This is a genomic window from Methanocaldococcus indicus (assembly GCF_049554935.1).
Lineage (GTDB): Archaea > AGJL01 > Methanococci > Methanococcales > Methanocaldococcaceae > Methanocaldococcus > Methanocaldococcus indicus.
The window spans coordinates 347820-368705 of sequence record NZ_CP186926.1 but is presented as its reverse complement, the minus strand read 5'-3'; the positions used below and the strand labels follow the sequence as shown (position 1 = coordinate 368705).

The 20886-nt window shown below is 28.9% G+C and carries 21 protein-coding genes and 2 tRNA genes; 13 read left to right on the top strand and 10 right to left on the bottom strand.

Annotated elements, in window-relative coordinates; all coding sequences use genetic code 11:
• Window positions 1–44: 44 nt before the first annotated feature.
• The 7 genes from ACPB8Q_RS02125 to ACPB8Q_RS02095 are packed head-to-tail and all read left to right on the top strand — an operon-like array spanning window position 45 to window position 5878.
• The gene (locus tag ACPB8Q_RS02125) at window positions 45–815 is read left to right on the top strand and encodes a hypothetical protein (protein WP_423793027.1); all 771 of its coding nucleotides are present in this window, start codon (window positions 45–47) and stop codon (window positions 813–815) included.
• Entirely contained in the window at window positions 805–1443 is a 639-nt protein-coding gene (locus tag ACPB8Q_RS02120) for a protein-L-isoaspartate O-methyltransferase (RefSeq protein ID WP_423793026.1), read from the top strand. Before ACPB8Q_RS02125 ends, ACPB8Q_RS02120 begins: the two co-directional genes overlap by 11 nt.
• A gap of 4 nt (window positions 1444–1447) precedes the next feature.
• Complete coding sequence (cfbB, locus tag ACPB8Q_RS02115; RefSeq protein WP_423793025.1) at window positions 1448–2767, top strand: Ni-sirohydrochlorin a,c-diamide synthase; 1320 nt, start codon at window positions 1448–1450, stop codon at window positions 2765–2767.
• Window positions 2767–3567, top strand: a complete 801-nt coding sequence (locus tag ACPB8Q_RS02110) for a TIM barrel protein (protein ID WP_423793024.1) — start codon at window positions 2767–2769, stop codon at window positions 3565–3567. Before cfbB ends, ACPB8Q_RS02110 begins: the two co-directional genes overlap by 1 nt.
• Before the next feature lie 4 nt (window positions 3568–3571).
• Window positions 3572–4609: a DUF373 family protein gene (locus ACPB8Q_RS02105; RefSeq protein ID WP_423793023.1), complete on the top strand. Its 1038-nt coding sequence runs from the start codon at window positions 3572–3574 to the stop codon at window positions 4607–4609.
• Window positions 4610–4663: 54 nt separating this feature from the next.
• Complete coding sequence (gene corA / locus ACPB8Q_RS02100; protein ID WP_423793022.1) at window positions 4664–5617, top strand: magnesium/cobalt transporter CorA; 954 nt, start codon at window positions 4664–4666, stop codon at window positions 5615–5617.
• Complete coding sequence (locus ACPB8Q_RS02095; protein WP_423793021.1) at window positions 5618–5878, top strand: signal recognition particle subunit SRP19/SEC65 family protein; 261 nt, start codon at window positions 5618–5620, stop codon at window positions 5876–5878.
• Window positions 5879–5885: 7 nt separating this feature from the next.
• Here ACPB8Q_RS02095 and ACPB8Q_RS02090 read toward each other — a convergent pair whose 3' ends face one another.
• The 9 genes from ACPB8Q_RS02090 to ACPB8Q_RS02050 all read right to left on the bottom strand — a co-directional run bounded on the left by ACPB8Q_RS02090 (window position 5886) and on the right by ACPB8Q_RS02050 (window position 16957).
• Window positions 5886–6443: a rhomboid family intramembrane serine protease gene (locus tag ACPB8Q_RS02090; protein WP_423793020.1), complete on the bottom strand. Its 558-nt coding sequence runs from the start codon at window positions 6441–6443 to the stop codon at window positions 5886–5888.
• Window positions 6444–6531: 88 nt separating this feature from the next.
• Window positions 6532–8664: a DNA-directed RNA polymerase subunit A'' gene (rpoA2, locus tag ACPB8Q_RS02085; protein WP_423793019.1), complete on the bottom strand. Its 2133-nt coding sequence runs from the start codon at window positions 8662–8664 to the stop codon at window positions 6532–6534.
• A gap of 83 nt (window positions 8665–8747) precedes the next feature.
• On the bottom strand, window positions 8748–11435 hold the full coding sequence (locus ACPB8Q_RS02080) for a DNA-directed RNA polymerase subunit A' (RefSeq protein WP_423793018.1): 2688 nt from the start codon (window positions 11433–11435) through the stop codon (window positions 8748–8750).
• A complete protein-coding gene (gene rpoB, locus ACPB8Q_RS02075; RefSeq protein ID WP_423793017.1) occupies window positions 11432–13297 on the bottom strand; it encodes a DNA-directed RNA polymerase subunit B' in 1866 nt (621 codons plus the stop codon). Before rpoB ends, ACPB8Q_RS02080 begins: the two co-directional genes overlap by 4 nt.
• A gap of 23 nt (window positions 13298–13320) precedes the next feature.
• Window positions 13321–14811: a DNA-directed RNA polymerase subunit B'' gene (locus ACPB8Q_RS02070; RefSeq protein ID WP_423793015.1), complete on the bottom strand. Its 1491-nt coding sequence runs from the start codon at window positions 14809–14811 to the stop codon at window positions 13321–13323.
• Window positions 14812–14829: 18 nt separating this feature from the next.
• Complete coding sequence (locus tag ACPB8Q_RS02065; RefSeq protein ID WP_423793392.1) at window positions 14830–15066, bottom strand: DNA-directed RNA polymerase subunit H; 237 nt, start codon at window positions 15064–15066, stop codon at window positions 14830–14832.
• Between the two features lie 137 nt (window positions 15067–15203).
• Window positions 15204–16118 carry an SDR family oxidoreductase gene (locus tag ACPB8Q_RS02060; protein WP_423793014.1) on the bottom strand — a complete coding sequence of 305 codons (915 nt, stop codon included), beginning with the start codon at window positions 16116–16118 and terminating at the stop codon, window positions 15204–15206.
• Between the two features lies 1 nt (window position 16119).
• Window positions 16120–16602 carry a DUF2085 domain-containing protein gene (locus tag ACPB8Q_RS02055; RefSeq protein WP_423793013.1) on the bottom strand — a complete coding sequence of 161 codons (483 nt, stop codon included), beginning with the start codon at window positions 16600–16602 and terminating at the stop codon, window positions 16120–16122.
• Entirely contained in the window at window positions 16580–16957 is a 378-nt protein-coding gene (locus ACPB8Q_RS02050; protein ID WP_423793012.1) for a hypothetical protein, read from the bottom strand. Before ACPB8Q_RS02050 ends, ACPB8Q_RS02055 begins: the two co-directional genes overlap by 23 nt.
• A 95-nt stretch (window positions 16958–17052) precedes the next feature.
• Here ACPB8Q_RS02050 and cbiT point away from each other — a divergent pair, with 95 nt between their 5' ends.
• Genes cbiT through ACPB8Q_RS02035 form a run of 3 tightly spaced genes read left to right on the top strand, consistent with a single transcriptional unit; the run spans window position 17053 to window position 18132 of the window.
• A complete protein-coding gene (gene cbiT, locus ACPB8Q_RS02045; protein WP_423793011.1) occupies window positions 17053–17595 on the top strand; it encodes a bifunctional cobalt-precorrin-7 (C(5))-methyltransferase/cobalt-precorrin-6B (C(15))-methyltransferase in 543 nt (180 codons plus the stop codon).
• A complete protein-coding gene (locus ACPB8Q_RS02040; RefSeq protein WP_423793010.1) occupies window positions 17592–17939 on the top strand; it encodes a DUF2304 domain-containing protein in 348 nt (115 codons plus the stop codon). Before cbiT ends, ACPB8Q_RS02040 begins: the two co-directional genes overlap by 4 nt.
• The gene (locus tag ACPB8Q_RS02035; protein ID WP_423793009.1) at window positions 17917–18132 is read left to right on the top strand and encodes a hypothetical protein; all 216 of its coding nucleotides are present in this window, start codon (window positions 17917–17919) and stop codon (window positions 18130–18132) included. The genes ACPB8Q_RS02040 and ACPB8Q_RS02035 overlap by 23 nt, the downstream gene beginning before the upstream one ends.
• A gap of 83 nt (window positions 18133–18215) precedes the next feature.
• Here the strand turns inward: ACPB8Q_RS02035 and thsA are convergent, their stop codons facing one another.
• Window positions 18216–19847 (bottom strand): thermosome subunit alpha, encoded by a 1632-nt coding sequence (gene thsA, locus ACPB8Q_RS02030; RefSeq protein ID WP_423793008.1) that lies wholly within the window; start codon window positions 19845–19847, stop codon window positions 18216–18218.
• Between the two features lie 156 nt (window positions 19848–20003).
• On the opposite strand from thsA, the gene ACPB8Q_RS02025 reads away from it, so the two are divergent.
• From ACPB8Q_RS02025 to ACPB8Q_RS02015, 3 genes are all read left to right on the top strand, one after another.
• Window positions 20004–20079: transfer RNA gene (locus tag ACPB8Q_RS02025), tRNA-Gly, on the top strand.
• Between the two features lie 10 nt (window positions 20080–20089).
• Window positions 20090–20162, top strand: a tRNA-Gly gene (locus ACPB8Q_RS02020).
• A gap of 52 nt (window positions 20163–20214) precedes the next feature.
• Window positions 20215–20874: a KEOPS complex subunit Pcc1 gene (locus ACPB8Q_RS02015; RefSeq protein WP_423793007.1), complete on the top strand. Its 660-nt coding sequence runs from the start codon at window positions 20215–20217 to the stop codon at window positions 20872–20874.
• The last annotated feature ends 12 nt before the right edge of the window (window positions 20875–20886 follow it).

Genomic DNA, 20886 nt, shown 5'->3' with positions numbered 1-20886 from the left:
AAGTAATAAATTATTTATATATCACCATGGGGTTTATTATAATTATGATTGAAGAGATATTAACAAAAAAACTAATAAAACTAAGATTAGAGAATTCAGAAAGAGTAATAAACAAATACATTAATATACTTAAACATAACTTTATAAAATCTTTAAAAGAAATGATTAAAAAAAGAAAAAATTTTAGTTTAGATTTTTTTAAAATAGATTATGATAAAGAGTACAAATGTGTTGTAGCTTTTAGTGGAGGAATAGATAGTTCTTTATCTGTTTTAATATCAAAATATCTATTTGATATAGATGTGGTTTCCTGCTACTCTCCTGTAATAAATGATAAAAATGAAATAAAAGAGATTGGAAAAAAATTAAATGTTAAAGTTAAATTTATTGATATTGATTTAGAAGATATATATAAAGAAGCTCTTTTAAATAGATATCATCCATGTGGTAGATGTCATAAACTAATAGAGAATACAGTTATTAACTATGCCAAAAGTGTAAATGCTAATTTTATTATATTTGGAGATTTATTAGCATTTGGTAATCAAAGTTTATATAAGATAGATAATAATTTATTTAGATTTAACATAAACTCTTTTTTTGCTTTAACTAAAAATGAAGAAAGAGAAATTCTAAAAAATTTTAATATAAATGTAGATAAAAAATATGGTTGTAAGATGTTAGAAGATTATCATACAAAGAACAAGAGTTATAAATTTACAATACAAAGAATTTTAAGGGAAGTTAGAGGGAGAGTTATAACTCCTGAGGAAGGTTACAAAAATATATTAGAGGTCTTAAATTATGGAAGATGAAAAGAAGAGGGTTATTGAAAAACTTATTAGAGAGGGATATATAAAAGATAAAAAAGTTATTGAAGCTTTATTAAAAGTTCCAAGAGAGGAGTTTGTTCCAGAGCATTTAAAGAAGTATGCTTATGTAGATACTCCATTAGAAATTGGTTATGGACAAACTATCTCAGCTATTCATATGGTAGGATTAATGACTGAATTGTTAGATTTAAAACCAGGAATGAAAGTTTTAGAAATAGGTACTGGCTCTGGTTATCATGCAGCAGTTGTTGCTGAAATAGTTGGTAAGGATGGATTAGTTGTTAGTATAGAAAGAATTCCAGAATTGGCTGAAAGGGCTAAGAAAGTTTTAAAAAAGTTAGGATATGATAATGTTATTGTTTTAGTTGGTGATGGAACATTAGGATGCAAAGAATATGCTCCCTATGATAGGATATATGTAACTGCTGCTGGTCCAAAAATTCCAAAGGCATTAATTGAGCAGTTAAAAGATGGTGGAAAGTTAGTTATGCCTATTGGTAGATACTTACAAGAGCTTATAGTTGCTGAGAAAAAAGGAGATAGAGTAGAGATAAAAAAAGTTTGTCCTGTCTCTTTTGTTCCATTGATTGGAGAAGATGGATTTAAGTGAAAGTATGAAGAGAGTTCTTATATCTGGTGTATCAAGTGAGGTTGGAAAGACTGTTATTACAACAGGAATAATGAAAGCTTTATCTAAAAAATACAATGTTCAAGGTTACAAAGTAGGACCTGATTATATAGACCCAAGTTATCACAAGATAGCAACTAACAACCCTTCTATAAATTTAGATTCATTTTTTATGAGTGAAGAGCAAATAAAAACTGTTTTTCAGAGATATTCTAAAAATAAATATATATCAATTATTGAAGGTGTTAGAGGTTTATATGAAGGAATATCTCCAATTGATAGTGTTGGGAGTTCTGAAAGTATTGCCAAAGCTTTAAGTTGTCCAGTTATTTTAATTGTAAATGCAAAGTCAATAACAAGAAGTGCAATAGCTACAATTAAAGGATTTATTAGTTTTGGAAATGTAAATATAAAAGGAGTTATCTTCAATTTTGTCAGAGGAGAAAAGCATATAAAAAAGTTAAAGGAAGCCATGAATTACTATCTCCCAGATATTGAAATTATAGGATTTATTCCAAGAGATGAAAATTTTAAAGTTGAAGGGAGACATTTAGGTTTAGTTCCAACTGATGAAAAAAATAGGAAAGAAGAGATAGATAGATGGGGAAAATTAATAGAGAAGTATTTAGATTTAGATAAAATTGTAGAGATAGCTGATGAAGACTATGAGGAGATAGACGAAGTTCCATTGTGGGAGATAAATGAGAATAAGAAAAAAGTAGCTGTTGCTTATGATAAAGCATTTAATTTTTATTATCATATAAATTTTGATGCCTTAAAAGAAAATAAGGCTAAAATAAAGTTTTTTAGCCCATTGGAAGATAAAGAAGTAGATGCAGATATTATCTACATAGGAGGGGGATATCCAGAAATATTTAAAGAAGAATTGTCAAAAAATAAGGATATGATAAATTTTTTGAAAGAATTTGATGGATTAATATATGCTGAATGTGGTGGCTTAATGTATTTAACAAAAAAAATAGATAATACTGAGATGGTAGGATTGTTAAATTGTTCATCTACAATGACAAAAAATGTCCAAGGATTGAGTTATGTGAAAGCAAAAATCTTAAAAGATTGTTGTTTAGGTAAAAAAGGTAAAATTATTAAAGGACATGAATTTCACTATTCTAAATTAATAAATATAAAAGAGAATAATTTTTCATTAAAAATTTTGAGAGGTAGAGGGATAGTTAATCAATATGATGGTATCTTTAAAGGAAATGTTTTAGCAGGATATATGCATCAGCATTGTGTAGCTAATCCTTATTTTGCATCATCATTATTAAATTTTGAGTGGAAATAATGAACTTTGGTTCTGCTGGGACCTCTAAAAAGAATGAATTTGAAAGGATAAAATATTTAAAAAGTTTAGATTTGAATGCCTTAGAATTAGAGTTTATACATGGAGTATATATGAGTGAAGATTATGCAAAAATGCTAAAAAAATATGCTAATGATGAGATTATTTTCTCTGCTCATGCACCACACTATATTAATTTAAATGCAAATGATTTAGAAAAATTGGAAAGAAGTAAAAAAAGAATTATAAAATCTGCAAAAGTATTAAGACATTTAGGAAAAAATTTAGTTTTCCATTGTGGATATTATCTAAATAAAAGTAAAAGAGAAACTTATAATAATATAAAAGAAAACTTAAAAGAGGTTATAAATACTTTAAGTATTTTAAATATTGATATAAATTTAAGACCTGAAAATACTGGGAAAATAAATATATTTGGAGATTTAGATGAAATTTTAAATTTATGTTATGATTTAAATCTTTTCCCATGTGTAGATTTTCATCATATCTATGCAAGAAGTTTGGGAAAGATTAACAACTATGATGAGTTTTATAAAATTTTGGAAAAAATAGAGAATATTTTAGGGAAAGAATCTATTAAGAATATGCATATCCACCTTTCAGGAGTAGAATATGGAAAAAAAGGGGAGATTAGACATTTACCTTTAGAGTTATCTAATTTTAACTATAAAGATGTATTAAAAGCCTTAAAAGATTTTAATGTTGAAGGGACTATAATATGTGAAAGCCCATTATTAGAGAGGGATGCTCAACTTTTAAAAAAAGTTTATGAGACAATATGATACTATGAATATAGATAATTATTTAGTTTTAATTGTGGATTTAGATGATGATATTGGAAGAAAAGCAGGATTATCAACACCTATTTTAGGGAGAGAGGATAATATAAAAGCTGCTATAAAACTTGGATTAGCAGACCCTGGAGATAGTGATGTAAATTCTATTTTAGGAGGAGTAAAGTTATATGATGAACTAAAATCAAAGTATGAAAATGTACAAATTGCTTTAATTTCTGGGGATAAGAATGTGGAATCTGAGGAATGTGCATTAAAAATAAAAAAACAAATTGATTTTTTAATATACTTATATAATCCAGATTTTATATATTTAGTCTCAGATGGAAAAGAGGATGAGATGGTTATAAAGTATATTGAAGGAAAGGATATAGTAGTATGGAAAAAGAGGATAGTTGTTAAACAAAGTGAGACATTAGAATCAACCTACTACTTAATTCAGGAGTTCCTAAAAAAGACAATGGAAGAATATATACCTCTTATTTTAACATTCATTGGTTTTTCATTGCTATTATATGCTATATTTGCAGATATAGGTTGGAGAATTGTTGTTGGTTTGTTAGGATTGTATATATTAGCAGAGGGAGCTGGAGTTAGAAAACTAATAAAAGAGAAAATTAAAGATGAACAACTAATGCTTGGTAAGATATACCCTATATCATTATCAGTATCAGTTTTTATATTCATTGTTGGAGTTATCTATGCATACAGTCAAGTTCAGACAAGTTTAAAACTAAATGAATATGTAGCAATGTTCTTATTAAATTTTGTGAATCCATTAACTTTGGGATTAATAACATTAGTTATTGGTAAGTTTATTGATAAAATTCTACACTCTAATGAGAGTTTAATTAGTATATTTAAAGAACATTTATTTTATTTTATTTGTATTTTTATAACAAGAGAGCTTATTATTGTTGGATGCAACTACCTATTGGGAAAAGAAGCTTTTGTTTGGTTTGTTATCTATGTAGTTTTATATGTGTCTATAACTATTATATTGTCAATAATTTTACTATTTAAAAGGTAAAAATATCCATAATAGGCAATATATGAATAGTCTAAATAAATATTGGGTAAAAGTATGATTAAAGTTTTGGGGATAGATGATATAGATAATGTTATTGAAATTGACTTAAATGATGATTTTTCAAAATATAAGTTAATATGGATGGATTGTTATAATCCCAAGAATGAAGAACTAATAAAAATGTCTAAAAAAATAAATATTCCTGTTTCAGATTTTATAGATGTTTTAGATGAACAAGAAGTTCCAAGAGTAGAGGAAAATGAAGATTTCTATTTAGTTGTTTATAAAACTCCATTGTTTGAAGATGAGGAAGAAATATCAACAACATCATTAGGAATTTTTTTAAAAGATAATATCGTTATAACTATCCATAAAAACAAAATTAAATCTATTGATAGAATTGTAAATATAATATTAGAAAAAAAACCAAAATCTATTTTTAAAAATGTAGGACATTTTTTATATGTTATATTAAGTGAGATAACAAGAAGCTACTCAAGAATTTTGTTAGAGTTTGAAGATAGATTAGAAATATTAGAAGACAAAATTTTGGAAGGATTTGATAAAGCTATAATAGAGGAAATTTTAGAATTAAGAAAAACTTTGATTTATTTCCACAAATCTTTAATTGGTAATAGAGATGTCCTCTTACTATTAAAAAGAAAGTATTTACCAATAATTACAAAAGAAGATAAAGAAAATTTTGAAGAACTCTATTATGACACTCTCCAACTAATAGATATGACATCTACATTTAGAGAATTTTTAACATCAATGATGGATACTGCAATATCATTAGAAAATATAAAAATGAATCAAATAATGAAAATACTAACTATGGTTACTACTGTTTTTGCTGTTCCTATGTGGATAACTGGAATATTTGGAATGAACTTTCAATATATGCCTTTAATAAATTCACCAGAAGGTTTCTGGATAATTTTTTCAATTATGATTTTGTTTTTATTAACAATTGGATATATATTTAAAAAAGCAGGGTGGATTTGAATGATTATTTGGCCAGCATATATAGATAAAGAAAAATCAAGAAAAGAAGGAAGAAAAGTTCCAAAAAATTTAGCCATAAAAAATCCAAGAGTAGATAAAATAGCAAAAGCTTTGGAGAGAATGGGATTTAATGTGAAGATTTATAGAGATAAAAGGTATCCAAGACAACACTGGGATGTTTGTGGTTGTGTAGAGATAGATTATCAGGGGAATAAATTAGAACTCTTAAAAAAAATATGTAAAGAACTAAAAAATAAATAAATATCTATCAAAACTTATTTTTTAAATAATATCCATAAGCTACTCCAAACAATAAACCTGATAAATGAGATACATGAGCTATTCTATCCTTCTCTGAATATGGTAACAGAATTATATCAATTAATGTCAATATTAAAATTACCCATCTAATACATATAGGAACTGGTAGAGGGAAGATAACAACTTTCATATCTGGTTTTAAAATAGCTAATGTTCCTAAAATTCCATAAATTGCACCTGATGCTCCAACAACAGGAAAATAAGAATTTGTAAGTATAGAATAAAATAGATATGCAATATTTCCAAAAATCCCAGATGCTAAAAATAAAAATAAAAATCTTTTACTACCAATTAATCTTTCAAGAGATAAACCAAAAATAAACAAGACAAACATATTAAATAATAGATGGGTTATAGTTGAATGAACAAAAATACTTGTTATTATTTGCCAAGGATATTTAATAAATAATTGTGGCCAAAAAGCTAAGTAAATAAAAATCTGTGGAAAAAATAATTTTAGTATATAAATAACAATACAAATTCCAATTATATAAATAGTTAGCATAAAAATCCTCAGAAAAAATAATAAAGGGCAATGATGATAATTTCGCTATCTGATATTTAATGATGACTACTCCCGCAACTGAGCCCTATTATTCTTTTTTACCTTCTTCATACTCTTTATCAATTAACAACTCAACACAACCAGTTCCTAAGAATATAGGTTTTCCAACTATAACATTCTCAATAACTCCTTTTAATTTATCAACTTCTCCTTTTTCAGCAGCTGAATATAGGTGTTTAACAGTTTCTTCAAATGCAGCTCTTGCTAATACAGAACCTTTTTCTCCTGCAACTCCATGTCTTCCAATAGGTTTAACTTCTCCATCAGCTGTCATCATGTCAGCAACTAACATTAAATGTCTTATATCTACTTCAAGCCCCTGATTTTCTAATGTTGATTTCATCTCATTTATTATTGCATTTCTTGCAGCTTCTATTCCTAAAACTTCTTGAATCTCAATTATATTGTTAGTTGTAGTTCTTCTATAATCAACTCCTTCAATTTCTAAAACCTCTTTTAAGTTAGAACCTTGTGTATATAGAACATACTCTTCCTTTCCATCAATATTTTCCTTTTTAACAAGAACTCTCTTAATTCCTGGAATTCCTTTTAAATGTATTGACTTAATTTTAGGAATTCTCTTTCTTAATGCTTTTATAGAAGGTGTTTTAATTCTTAAATATAATGTGTAACCTTCAATATCTATTCTAACTTTAACTTTTTTTCTAATAGCTTCAACAATTTCATCAACAGTTAAATCTCTATCTTCCAAGATTTTCTCATCTAATTCAACTTTTATAGCTTCTTTCCATAAATCAATACCAATATTTTTAGAGACATTTTCTAATGTTAAACTTTCTATTTCCTTAGCTATTCTTTCAGCTAATTCTTTATTCTCAGGTTCCATTAAGAAGATTTTCATTATTGGTGTTGATGGCTCTTTTCTTGCATCTACTATCTCAATCATTCTCGGCAAACCTAATGTAACGTTTAACTCAGCAACCCCAGCATAGTGGAAGGTTCTCATTGTGTTGTGTGTCAATATTCCCTCAAAGGTTGTAAATGTCTCTAACCCTTCAACACTTATATCATAGACATATTTTTTATTATAATCTATATAGTTTATTTCAACTATTTTATCCCAAACAACATCACTATCAACTGCCTTCTTTAACAACCAATAATCATTTAATTTAAATATATCAACTCCTTTTATTTTAGCCAACTCTTCAAATCTTTTTAAATGTCTTCTCAAAACTTTTCTTTTAATTTTTTGTTTTTTAGTGTAATAATTTAATATTACTTCTGGATATCCTACTAACTTTCCTAAATTTAAGAAACTATCTCCAATAGATGGAACATAGGTGTTATCATAATCTTCAACTAATAGAATATATTTATCTTTAATTTTTTTCTTAATTGTGTATATTCCAAATCTTGAAAATAGTAAGGCTATTAAATTTATATATTCTTTATTTCCAACAATTTTATCTTTCTTAATTTTATCTAAAAATCCTTTTACAAACTCTTTATTTGCCCCTAAAATAAATTCTTCAATATTTTCAAATTTGTTGTTATAACCAACATCATAGTTAAGTTTTATATCTCCCACATATTCAACACAGTTAGCAGGAACATATCTTACAACTGGTAATCTATCCCCGACTCTTAACTCTTCTCCTTTAACAGGGACTATTATATTGTTTTTTCTAACAACAAATGAATGGTATGGAGTAGCTACTATTCTTCTACCTGATTTTGTTTTAATCTCTATTAATTTTCCATTGTGTTTATGTCTAATACAACTAATAATTCTTTTCCAATGTACTTTTTCATCTTGGTCTAAGCTTAAAGCATAGATATCAATAGGCAAGTCACAAACTTCACTATTTCCTATTTTCTCAAAACCATATTTTTCAATCATTTCATCAACTAACTTACCAATTTCAACAGCTTTTATATAATCTCCTTCTTTAATAATTATCTTTTCTTCATAAGGTAGAGACATCTGAGTACCTGGCTCTCCAATAGATTGAGCAGCAACAATTCCAACAGCTTCATATGGTTCAATTAAAGCATTATAGTATCTATTAACTACTTCATTTATTATCTCTTCTATCATCTCATCAGTTAAATCTTTTTCTTTACTTAATTTTTCATATAACTCTTCTCTTAACTTTTTTGGGATTGGTAGTTGTTCTATTCTTTCTTTTAAATCCATGATTATCACTTTCTATATTATTTATGTTAATTAGTTATTTTTAATTTTAAAATTTTAAAAAAGATTTAGAAAAATTAAGAAATTTAGTTGGAGTATTTCATTTTAATTTTGTCTATGATTCTATCTATATCTACTGTTTTTCCTCTATCTGTGAGCATTGGGTCTACTCCATCTTCTCCATATTTAAATTGAATCATAACTCCTCTTGAATCTCTAACAGTTCCATCAAACTCTGTCTTTAAATCTTGAAGTGCATTAATTAATCTTCTTTGCATATATCCAGATTGAGCAGTTCTAACTGCTTGGTCAACTAATCCTTCTCTACCTCCAATAGCATGGAAGAAGAATTCTGTTGGAGATAATCCTTTTTTATAACTACTTCTAACAAATCCATGAGCTCTTGCTCCTAAATCACCTTTTTCAAAGTGTGGTAAAACTCTATCTCTATAACCTCTAAATATTCTTTCTCCTCTAACAGATTGCTGTCCAACACATGCAGCCATTTGTGTTAAGTTTAATATGTTACCTCTTGCCCCAGTTCTTGCCATAATAACAGCTTGGTTATCCATTCCTAAATATCTCTCTGCTATCTCCCCTGCTTTATCCCTTGCTTCTCTTAAAATGTTTTTAATATATGTCTCTCTTGATTGCTCTAAGTCCTGTCCTGGGAGAAGTTCTAATTCCCCTCTTTTGTATTTCTCAATAATTTCTTCTACTTTTTTCTCAGCTTCATCTAAAACTTTCTCTATCTCCTCTAATGCCTCTTTAGGTACGTCTTCATCATCTATACCAGTAGAGAATCCTCTTAACATTAAAGTTCTTATAACCATCTTAGTTACAGAATCTAAAAACCTTCTTCCTGCTTCATATCCAAATTCTTTAACAATAGCATGTAGTAATATCCCTGACTCTGCTCCATAACCACTCTTATCAATAACTCCTTTTATTAACTCACCATCTTTAATGACAACATAGGCATCATATTCACATTCTTCTTTCTTACATTCTTTACATTTTCTACAAATTCTTGCCTTAAATCTTATATTTAGTCCTTTTGGTAGTGCTTTGCTAAATAATCTTTTTCCAGAATATAGTTCAACTCCATTCTCTACTTTATCTGGTTCTTCTAATTCATCTTTGATATTTCCAGCTCTTAAAATTAAGGTTGCTTCATCCTTTGTGAAGTATTTTGATGTTAGTATATATGCTCCTGAAATGTGGTCATGAATTGCCCCAATTATTGGACCTCCATATCTTGGAGAAAGAATGTGTTTTTCAACTAACATTAAAGATTCTGCTTCTGCTCTTGCTTCCTCTGTTTGTGGAACGTGTAAATTCATTTCATCTCCGTCAAAGTCCGCGTTGTAGGGTGGGCAAACACATAAATTATGCCTAAATGTTCTATATGGCAGAACTCTAACTCTATGACCCATTATAGACATTCTGTGTAATGATGGCTGTCTATTGTATAATACTATATCTCCATCCATTAAATGTCTCTCTACTATATCCCCCTCTTTTATATTCTCTGCCCAGTATTTTCTTATATTTTCATTTTCTAATTTAATCTTATATTCACTGTATGAGCCATCTCTACCTCTCTTTTTAACAATTATATAGTTTGCACCTGGATGTTTATGAGGGCCATTTAATATTAGTTGTCTAATTTTTTCTATATTGTATTTTGTTACTTTTTCTGGAACAGTTAATTCTTTGGCTATCTCCTCTGGAACTCCAACTTCATTTATACTTAAACATGGGTCTGGGGATATAACAGTTCTTGCAGAGAAATTAACTCTTTTTCCAGCTAAGTTATATCTAAATCTTCCCTCTTTACCTTTTAATCTTTGTGCCAAAGTTTTTAGAGGTCTTCCACTTCTATGTTTAGCTGGTGGCATTCCTGATAGTTCATTATCAAAGTATGTAGCAACATGATACTGTAAGAGGTCCCACTGGTCATCTAAAATTACATTTGGAGAACCTGTCTCAATACACATCTCTACTTTATTGTTAGTTCTTATAATATCTACTAATTTGTGTGTTAAATCATCTTCACTTCTTTCTCCTGTTTCTAAGATAATAGAGGGTCTCATAGTTACAGGAGGAACAGGAAGAACTGTTAAAACCATCCACTCTGGACGTGTTGTTTTTGGATTAATCCCAATTAAAGGACAATCTTCATCAGGAATTTTTTCTAAAATTTCTCTTACATCCTCAGGAGTTAATTTCTTTTGTTCATTTTCCTCAATTTTATAGTATGTATATGGTCTCTCAAATTTTACATCAAACTTTACCTCTCCACAGTATGGACAAATTGCAATTTTTGCAGCTTCTTTAAATATTTCTTCACAAATTTCCCACTTGTTACCTCCTTCTGTCTCTAATAACTCCATCTTTTCTAAGAACTCTTTTCTCTTTGTTTCTGGAAGTGTTACTCTTCCACAGTATGGACATACAGCTTTTAAAATTTTGTAAATAGTTTTTGCATATCCAACATGAATAACTGGCTTAGCTAATTCAATATGTCCAAAATGTCCAGGACATTCTCCAACTCTTCCTCCACATGTCTTACAAACTAATCCAGGGTCTATAACTCCTAACCTTAAATCCATTAAACCTCCTTCAATAGGATAACCATCTTCATCATAAGTGTCTGCTGTTACAATTTTTGCTACTGACATTTTTCTAATATACTCTGGAGATAACAGTCCAAAGGTAATCTCTTTTAGTTCTTTATTGACTGCATATTTTTTTAAATTTTCAAGAATCATTCATTTTCACCTTCTTCTTTAAAATCTTTTAATTCTACTTTATCTCCAACTCTTAATCTTGGTAAGATGCACATACTCTTTAATTCATCCAATAACAACTTGAAAGCATAAGGAATTCTAATGAAAGGAATCTTTTCAGATGTAAATAAATCTTCCACTTCATTGCAAATTGGACAGTATTTTAATCCTCTTCTGTAATCTAAGATAGCAAAGTCTCCACATTGCTCACAGACACAGATATCATATGGGTCTGACTCATCCATTAACCTCTCTTTTAATAGCATTGCTGCTCCATGTCCTATTAAGACATCTCTCTCCATTTCTCCAAATCTTAAACCTCCTTCTCTTGCTCTTCCCTCTGTTGGTTGTCTTGTTAATAGTTGTATTGGTCCTCTACTTCTTGCATGTATCTTTCCAGCTACCATATGGTGGAGTTTTTGATAGTAGATAACTCCCATGTAAATATCAACTTCATACTTTTTCCCAGTTTTTCCATCATATAGTGTTTCCCTTCCAGTATGCTTAAATCCTAATTTTTCTAATGCTTCTCTTAATGTATATTCCTCTTCCCCACTGAATATAGTTCCATCTATTCTTCTACCTTCTAAAGCTCCCACTTTACCTCCAAGCATCTCTAATAATTGCCCAACAGTCATCCTTGATGGAATACCATGAGGATTAATTATAATATCTGGGATAATTCCACTTTCAGTAAATGGCATATCTTCCTGATTAACTAATAATCCAATAACTCCCTTCTGTCCATGTCTTGATGCAAACTTGTCCCCCAATTCAGGAACTCTTAAATCTCTAACCTTAACTTTAACTAACTTATTTCCTTCTTTTGTTTCAGTTAAATATACTTTATCAATATATCCTCCTTCTCCATGTCTAACAACTACTGAGGAATCTCTCCTTTGTGGTTTTACTTGCATAGTCATTTCAAACTCTTCTAAGAATCTTGGTGGGGATGTTTTTCCAATTATTACATCTCCTCCTTTAACTTTACTTTCAACAGCAGCTATTCCATCCTCTTCTAAATTTTTATAATCCTCTTCTTTTCTATAACCTCTAACTCCTTTATCTGGAATCTCTATCTTATCCATTTGTCCTCCTAAATATCTTCTTTCACATGCATCATAAGTCCTAAAAAAGGTACTTCTTGCCAATCCTCTATCAATTGCAGATTTGTTAAAGACAATTGCATCCTCCATGTTGAATCCTTCATAGCTCATAATAGCAACAACAAAGTTCTGTCCTGCTGGTCTTTCATCAAATCCTAATATATCTTGGTGTAAAGTTTTGACTATTGGAATTTGTGGATAGTGAAGATAATGTCCTCTTGTATCTACTCTCCATTTTATATTACTCATTGGAAATCCTAAGGACTGTTTTCCCATTGCAGCAGCCATTGTAATTCTTGGAGCAGCGTTATGCTCTGGATAAGGAGCTATTCCAGCTCCAATACCTAAAATAGTTAATGGGTCTAATTCAAGATGGGTGTGTTTCTCAGTTACTTCTTCTGGGGAGACAGCAATAAATGCATTTTCCTCCTCTTCTGCATCTAAATATTCTATAACTCCTTCTTTAACTAAATCATCAAATGTAATTTCTCTTTTCTTTAATTTTTCAATATGCTCCTCTGTTAATTTTGGTTTCCCATTCTCTACAACAATTAAAGGTCTAACTATCCTTCCTGCATCAGTATTAATATGGATATCTTTACTATCTTCATAATAGACAACAGTTGTATATTTAGGTAGTTCCCCTTTTCTTCTTTTTTCTCTAACCTCTTTAACCAATTCTTCTGGCTTATCTGTTGTACCTACTAATTTACCATTTACATAGATATTAACTTCCATAATAATCCCTTTAAATATTTAATTTAAATATTAAATTCTTTAATTCCAAATTTCTTTAAGAATTCTATAACAACATTATCATCTTCATCTCTTGTGATTTTAGCCATCAGTGCAAAGTTCTTAACTAATCCACAATTTTGTCCTTCTGGAGTTTCAGATGGACATATTTTTCCCCAGTGAGTTCCATGTAGTTCTCTTGCTTCAAAGTGTGGCTGACTTCTTGAAAGTGGTGAGACAATTCTTCTTAATTGAGAGTTTGTAGCCAAATAACTTGTTCTATCTAACAACTGACTAACTCCAGTCTTTCCAGTTACCCATGTTCCAGTAGCCATTGCATGCTTAATTCTATCAGTTATTATGTCACTTCTTACAGCTGCTTTTATAGATGGTTTTTTATTTCTTAGTGTTTGCTTACTTAGCTGATATTTTATATCCTTAGTTAATTGGGAAAATGCACTTCTAAATAACTCCTCTAATAAATCTCCTGCTAATTTAGCTCTCTTAAATGCATAATGGTCTTTGTCATCTTCCCCTCTATATCCAAAATACAACTCTAATGTGTTTCTTGTCATTATTCCAAGGAACTTAATTTTCTTAATAAAATCTTCTTCTCTAACACCTAAGTGAGGTAAGAAGTTATTCATTAATACACTCTTAGCTTTTCTTATTCTGTATTCTTTTGATTGATTTGGAGCTATTCTTTTACCAATATATTCTAATGCATCTTCTTGAGTATTTACTCCAAACTCTTCTCTAATCTCTTGGATATTTAATAATATTTCAACTGCAAATCTTGGGTCATTTACAGCTTCAATAATATCTTTATCTGTTTCAGCTCCAAGTGCTCTCATTACTACAACCAATGGGACATTTCCAGATAATCCTGGACCAGTTACATACAACAATCCATCTGGATGTCTTTCAACAGTACATAAAGCTCTAAATCCATGTCTAACAGAGAATACTTTTGATAATGCAATTTCTTTATTATTCTTTTCTGTAAATTCACAAATTATTCTATTTGGTATTAAATCTTCCTGAGTTATTAGAACTCTTTCAGTTCCATTTATTATAAAATAGCCAAATGGGTCTTTTGGGTCTTCTCCTAATTCTATTAACTCCTCTTCAGATTTTCCATGTAGTATGCAAATTTTAGAACCTAACATAACAGGTAGCTCCCCAATATAAACCTCAATTGTCTCAATAACTTTCTCTTCTCCGTTCTCTTCTTCAATTCCAATTAATTCTAAATATATTGGAGCTGAATATGTTAAATCTCTAATTCTTGCCTCCATAGGAGTTATTTTTCTAACTGAACCATCAGCTTCTTTAATTATTGGCTGTCCAACCCTAATTTTACCTAATTTAATCTTATAGTTCTTTATATCAGTATCTATATATCCAAATTCATTAATTATTTTTTGTAATCTATTCTCAATAAAATCATTATATGACTCTATTTGGTGCTCATTCAATTTATGGTTATCAAAATAGCTTTTAACTAAACTTTTCATGGATATCCACCAAAATTTTTAGATAATTCTTTTTATAACTAATCTATAAGCTACAAACTCTCCAGCAGTTGGACTTTTTCTTATAATTCTAATAACATCTCCTTCCTTAGCCCCAATTTCCTTTATTACAGGGTCATCTTCAAATATCTTAGGTAGTTGTTGTAGTTTAATATTAAACTTCTTTAAAATCTCTTCTACTTCTTCTTTTGGAACTATTTCATGTTTAGGAACTAAGATATGTTCTGTAACTTTCAATATCATCCCTCAACAAAATAGTTATAAAAAGAGCAAAAATAGTAGATATATTATGAACATTATTTCATTAAATATTTATTATGGAAATGCATCCTATAAAATATGTATAACTTGTATATAAACTTTTCTATAATCCATTATTTTAAATATTTGCATTTAAACCAATCTATGACTTTTTTAATCCCTTCATTTAGTGTAGTTTCTGGCTCCCAGTTCAATTTTTTAGCTTTTTCAATATTTAAATATATTCTATAAACTTCTCCTTCTCTTGGTTTATCATAGATAGGACTTTTTTTAAAATTTAATTCATTAGCAATAATTTTAAATAACTCATTTATTGATGTCTCTTTTCCAGTTCCTATATTGACAGTTTCATTTTTCCAATCTAATGCTAATAAATTTGCTCTTGCAACATCTTTCACATAAACAAAATCCCTTGTTTGGTTTCCATCTCCAAAGATTGTAGGACTCTCATTTTTTAACATTTTTTCAATAAAGATAGATATAACTCCTGCCTCTCCTTTTGGGTCTTGCCTTTTCCCATATACATTAGAGTATCTTAAAATAGCATATTCAATTCCATATAATCTATTATATAATTTAATATACTCTTCACCAACATACTTGCTTAATCCATAAGGAGATAGTGGATTTATAGGATGATTTTCATCAACTGGAAGATATTTAATGTCTCCATAAATTGCAACTGAAGAAGAATAAATTATTTTATCTATATCATACTTTCTCATATTCTCTAACAAATTTAAAGTACCCAAAATATTTACATCCCCATCATAAATAGGATTTTCAACTGAGTTCCTTACATTTATTTGAGCAGCTTGATGAATAATTGTATCAATATCTTTAAAATTAATTTTTTTGTCTAAATTTTTATCTCTTATATCTACATTTACAAATTCTGCCTTTGGGTTTATGTTATTTTTATTTCCTGTTTTTAGATTATCTATAATAACAACATCATAACCTTCTTCAACTAATAAATCAACTATATGACTCCCAATAAATCCAGCACCACCAGTAACTAAAATCATGCTATTTCCTCATTATTTTTTTATTTAATATCTTTAAAAAAATTGGATATATATAAAATACTACAACTGAGCCTGCTAAAAACCCAGTTATAAATCTTAAAATATTAAAGCTTTCTCTTAGACCAATTAGTTGAGTTCCTCCATCTATTGCCATAGGTAGTAAAGAGAGAATAAGATACTTTTTATCAGGAATATTGAAATCATCTAACCTCTTAACAATAGGATAAACTATTGAAGAAAATAGTACTCCTGTATATATACCAAAACATCTTGCACATACAGCCATTTTATGTCCAAATATAAAAAAACTTCTTTCAGGGAGTTGATGGCATATTGGTTTGTATATTGCATATATCAACAATCCAATATCTGGGTTAATATTCATCATAAAAGGAGCTAAAAATATTCCAATATAAAATAAAAGATAGAATACTAAAAAAATAATATATGACTTATGTAGATTATCTTGACTTAATAAAGGCATACAATACTCCACCAATAGCCCCTAAGATAGCTCCAAAGATTATAGAGAATATTAATGAGAATATAAACATTCCTCCTAAAACAGCTCCATGGAATATTCCCAAACTGCCAAGATTTAGTATAACAATAAAGATATAGTTTAATATACTTCCAATAACTCCACCAATTACTCCAGCTATAGCTCCAACTAACCCACAATTTTCATAATCTAATATTCCTCCATTTTTTATATACTGATAAGCTGCTACTACTCCACCAATAACCAAACTTAAACAACAAAAAACACCTAAAACACCACCAACAATTCCACCAATAATGGATGGATTTAACATCTTGTCTTTATCAAACGAAACCATATAAAACCACCTTTAATGTAGTACATAATAATTTTTAATTATAATATAATATTAAATAATTAATTATATATACTTAACTATTTAAAGATGGTAAAATGGATGATTCACAATTTTTTAGAGAAAAAGACATTCCTATAACAAAAGAAGAAATTAGAGCAATAAGTGTATATAAATTAGAGTTAGATAAAAATGATGTTGTTGTAGATATTGGATGTGGTAGTGGAGGAATGACTGTTGATATTGCAAAAAGATGTAAATATGTATATGCAATAGATAACAACTTAAAAGCTATAAATCTAACTAAAAAAAATTTAGAAAAATTTAATATTAACAACTGTGAAGTTATTTATGGAAATGCAGAAGATGTTTTAAATACTTTAAACTTCAATAAGGCATTTATAGGTGGAACAAAAAATATTGATAAAATTTTAAAAATTTTAACTAACAAAAAAATTGAGATTATTGTTGCTAATACAATATTGTTAGAGAGTGCTTTAAAAATTCTAAATTTTTTAGAGGAGAATAACTACAATGTCTCTGCTGTTAATGCTTCTATATCTTATTCAAAAAAAATAAGCTCTGGACATATGTTCTTAGCTAAAAATCCTATTACAATAATTAAAGCTGTGAAAAAATGATGACAGTTATTCAAATTTTAGGAATACTGATTTCAATTATAGTCCTTTATAGTATTTATCTAAAAACAAAAAATAGACAAATATCTTTATTTGAAGGAATATTGTGGGGATTTATTTGGATTTTGGCAGTTGTATTTTTAATATATCCTCAACTTACAGGATATATAGCAGAGTTTTTAGGAGTTGGTAGAGGAGTTGATGCAATAACATATTTATCATTAGCACTATTGTTTTATTTAGTTTATAAGTTGTATGCAAGAATTGATAAGTTGGAGAGAGATATAACAAAAATTGTTAGAGAACTTGCTATAAGGGATAGATATGAACCAAAAAAGAGAACTTGAATTATTTTTATATGAAGTGTTACCTTATGTATCTAATATTGAATATATTAAAGAGTTAATTTTATCAGCTAATGACTTTGATGATTTAGAAAAAAAAATTAGAGAGTTGTTAGAAAAAGAGAATGATATAACAAAGAAAACAGATTTAAAAATAGTTTTGGATAAGTTATTATCTATAAAGTCAAATCAATAAATAATAAAAATTTATTATATAATGATTATCCAAATATTTAATTAAGTGGATATATGCTTTAATAAAAAAGTTATTGGGAGGAGTTAGAATTCATCTCCTCCCATATCTCCCATGTCTCCTCCTTTGTCTTCTCCTTTACTTGATTTCTCAGCTGCTATAACATCATCAATTCTTAACAACATTACAGATGCTTCTGTTGCAGAGTCAATTGCATGTGTTTTGACTTTTAATGGTTCAACTACTCCTCTCTCTAACATATCTACAACTTCTCCTTCAAAGACATCTAATCCATAGTTTTCTCCATTTTCTTCTTCATGTTTAGCTCTTAATTTAACTAACATGTCAATTGGGTCTAATCCTGAGTTTTCAGCTAATGTTCTTGGAATTACTTCTAATGCATCTGCAAATGCTTTAACTGCTAATTGTTCTTTTCCAGCAACTGTTTCAGCATATTTTCTTAATCTTTTAGCTAATTCTACTTCAGTAGCTCCTCCACCAGCAACTACTTTTCCTTCTTCTAATGCACATTTAACTACTCCAATTGCATCATCTATAGCTCTTGCAACTTCTTCAACAACATGTTCAGTTGAACCTCTTACTAATATTGTTACTGCTTTTGGATGTTTGCATTCTTCAACAAATATCATTGCATCTCCAGCAACTTTTCTCTCTTCAACTAATCCAGCTTCTCCTAAATCTTCAGCTGTTAAGTCATCAACTTTTGTAACAATTCTTGCACCTGTTGCTTTAGCTAATTTTTCCATATCTGATTTTTTGACTCTTCTAACAGCTAAGATTCCTTTTTTAGCTAAGTAGTATTGTGCTAAGTCATCAATTCCTTTTTGACAGAAGACAACATTAGCTCCTGTAGCTGCTATTTTTTCAACCATGTCTTTAATCATTTTTTCTTCTTGTTCAATGAACTCCATTAATTTAGCTGGGTCTGTAATTCTTATTTCTGCATCTGTTTCTGTTTCTTTAACTTCAATTGGGCAGTTTAATAATGCAATTTTTGCATTTTCAACTTTTTTAGGCATTTCTGGATGGACTCTTTCTTTGTCTATAACAACTCCTCTGATTAAGGTTGTTTCTTCAATTGGAGCTCCTTCTTTTTTTTCAACTTTTATTAAGTCTTTATCAACTTTTCCAGTTTCTTCATCAACAACAGAGGTAACAGCTTCAACAACAATATCAGCTAAGTGTCCTCTTGCTTTTTCAGCTCCTTTTCCTGTTATTGAGGTCATTGCAATTTTCTTTAACATTTCTTTGTCATCTGGCTTGACATCTTTTGCTATATTTTTGACTTCTTCAATTGCTTTAGCTCTTGCTAATTCATATCCATTTATTATAACTGTTGGGTGTATGTTTTGGTCTAATAATTCTTCAGCTTTTTTCAATAATTCTCCTGCAATAACAACTGCTGTTGTAGTTCCATCTCCAACTTCTTTTTCTTGGGTTTTAGCAACTTCTATTAACATTTTAGCAGCTGGGTGTTCAACACTCATTTCTTTTAATATTGTAACCCCATCATTTGTAACTATAATGTCTCCTAATTCATCAACTAACATTTTGTCCATTCCTTTTGGACCTAAGGTTGTTCTAACTGTTTCAGCAATTATTCTTCCTGCTAATATGTTCATTCTTTGAGCATCTCTTCCAACGTATCTTTTAACGTTTTGTGGTAATACTACAATTGGTGCTCCTGCCATTGCCATTCCCTATCACCTTTCTTACTTTTTGTCTCTTACTTCGGTATATATATGTTGTAGTAGTTCTATATAAATTTTTCGGTTTTGTGTAATTTTGTGTCATAATAATTCACAACAGAAAAGTTTATATACCTCTTTCTCTAATTATATTGAGTGTTCGGTGCGGCCTTGGTGTAGCCTGGTAACACACGGGCCTGCCACGCCCGGACCCCGGGTTCAAATCCCGGAGGCCGCACCATTTTGAAAGAGCGCCGGTGGTGTAGCCTGGTATCACTCTGGCCTTCCAAGCCAGCGACCCGGGTTCAAATCCCGGCCGGCGCATCATTTTTTATTTTAGAAGATTATATTTATAAAATTAGATAAATTGATTTTTATGAATATTGAATTTATTTTAAATTTAAAAGAAGATAAAAAAATTTTAAAATGTTTAGAAGTAGATAATACTGATTTTGCATATATTAAAGATAGTTCTTTTTATGTTAAAGTTAAAAAACTTTCTTCATTAAAAAATACATTAGATGACTTTTTTAGATGTTATGAAGTAGCTAAAAAAATTTTTGAAATAACAAAGGATATTAAAATTAGAAATGTTGATGAGAATGATTTAAAATATTTTTTAGAGTTATACTTTAAAGCTTATGAAGGTTTTGACAAATACTACTATAAAACTAAAAAGTGGGCAAAGTGGTACTTTAATTGGTTATTAAAGAGAGATAAAGAAGGATTTTTTGTTTTAGAATATAAAAATAGAATTGTGGGTTTTTTAGCTGTTGATTGTAATTGGGTTAGCAAGGTAGAGAATAAAAAAGTAGCAGAAATTCATGAGATATTTATTCATCCAGATTTTAGAAAAAAAGGTTTTGGTAAAATTTTAATAGATAAAGCTATTGAATATGCTAAAAAGAGAGGAAGGGATATAGTTGAGTTATGGGTTGGTGAAGAAAACTTTAATGCTATAAAATTTTATGAATCATTAGGATTTAAGAAAGATATAAAAATTAAAGAATGGATTAGAATGTATAAACATATTTAAAGGTTGATTTTT

Excerpts from the sequence above, each read along its gene's own strand:
- ACPB8Q_RS02015 (WP_423793007.1), top strand. The coding sequence starts at position 20,215 with ATGAATATTGAATTTATTTTAAATTTAAAAGAAGATAAAAAAATTTTA.
- ACPB8Q_RS02110 (WP_423793024.1), top strand. The coding sequence starts at position 2,767 with ATGAACTTTGGTTCTGCTGGGACCTCTAAAAAGAATGAATTTGAAAGG.
- ACPB8Q_RS02120 (WP_423793026.1), top strand. The coding sequence starts at position 805 with ATGGAAGATGAAAAGAAGAGGGTTATTGAAAAACTTATTAGAGAGGGA.
- cfbB (WP_423793025.1), top strand. The coding sequence starts at position 1,448 with ATGAAGAGAGTTCTTATATCTGGTGTATCAAGTGAGGTTGGAAAGACT.
- ACPB8Q_RS02070 (WP_423793015.1), bottom strand. The coding sequence starts at position 14,811 with ATGAAAAGTTTAGTTAAAAGCTATTTTGATAACCATAAATTGAATGAG.
- rpoB (WP_423793017.1), bottom strand. The coding sequence starts at position 13,297 with ATGGAAGTTAATATCTATGTAAATGGTAAATTAGTAGGTACAACAGAT.
- ACPB8Q_RS02105 (WP_423793023.1), top strand. The coding sequence starts at position 3,572 with ATGAATATAGATAATTATTTAGTTTTAATTGTGGATTTAGATGATGAT.
- ACPB8Q_RS02055 (WP_423793013.1), bottom strand. The coding sequence starts at position 16,602 with ATGCCTTTATTAAGTCAAGATAATCTACATAAGTCATATATTATTTTT.
- rpoA2 (WP_423793019.1), bottom strand. The coding sequence starts at position 8,664 with ATGGATTTAAAAGAAAGAATAGAACAACTACCAATCCCAAAAAAGTTA.
- corA (WP_423793022.1), top strand. The coding sequence starts at position 4,664 with ATGATTAAAGTTTTGGGGATAGATGATATAGATAATGTTATTGAAATT.
- cbiT (WP_423793011.1), top strand. The coding sequence starts at position 17,053 with ATGGATGATTCACAATTTTTTAGAGAAAAAGACATTCCTATAACAAAA.
- ACPB8Q_RS02125 (WP_423793027.1), top strand. The coding sequence starts at position 45 with ATGATTGAAGAGATATTAACAAAAAAACTAATAAAACTAAGATTAGAG.
- ACPB8Q_RS02035 (WP_423793009.1), top strand. The coding sequence starts at position 17,917 with ATGAACCAAAAAAGAGAACTTGAATTATTTTTATATGAAGTGTTACCT.
- thsA (WP_423793008.1), bottom strand. The coding sequence starts at position 19,847 with ATGGCAATGGCAGGAGCACCAATTGTAGTATTACCACAAAACGTTAAA.
- ACPB8Q_RS02060 (WP_423793014.1), bottom strand. The coding sequence starts at position 16,118 with ATGATTTTAGTTACTGGTGGTGCTGGATTTATTGGGAGTCATATAGTT.
- ACPB8Q_RS02095 (WP_423793021.1), top strand. The coding sequence starts at position 5,618 with ATGATTATTTGGCCAGCATATATAGATAAAGAAAAATCAAGAAAAGAA.
- ACPB8Q_RS02050 (WP_423793012.1), bottom strand. The coding sequence starts at position 16,957 with ATGGTTTCGTTTGATAAAGACAAGATGTTAAATCCATCCATTATTGGT.
- ACPB8Q_RS02090 (WP_423793020.1), bottom strand. The coding sequence starts at position 6,443 with ATGCTAACTATTTATATAATTGGAATTTGTATTGTTATTTATATACTA.
- ACPB8Q_RS02080 (WP_423793018.1), bottom strand. The coding sequence starts at position 11,435 with ATGATTCTTGAAAATTTAAAAAAATATGCAGTCAATAAAGAACTAAAA.
- ACPB8Q_RS02040 (WP_423793010.1), top strand. The coding sequence starts at position 17,592 with ATGATGACAGTTATTCAAATTTTAGGAATACTGATTTCAATTATAGTC.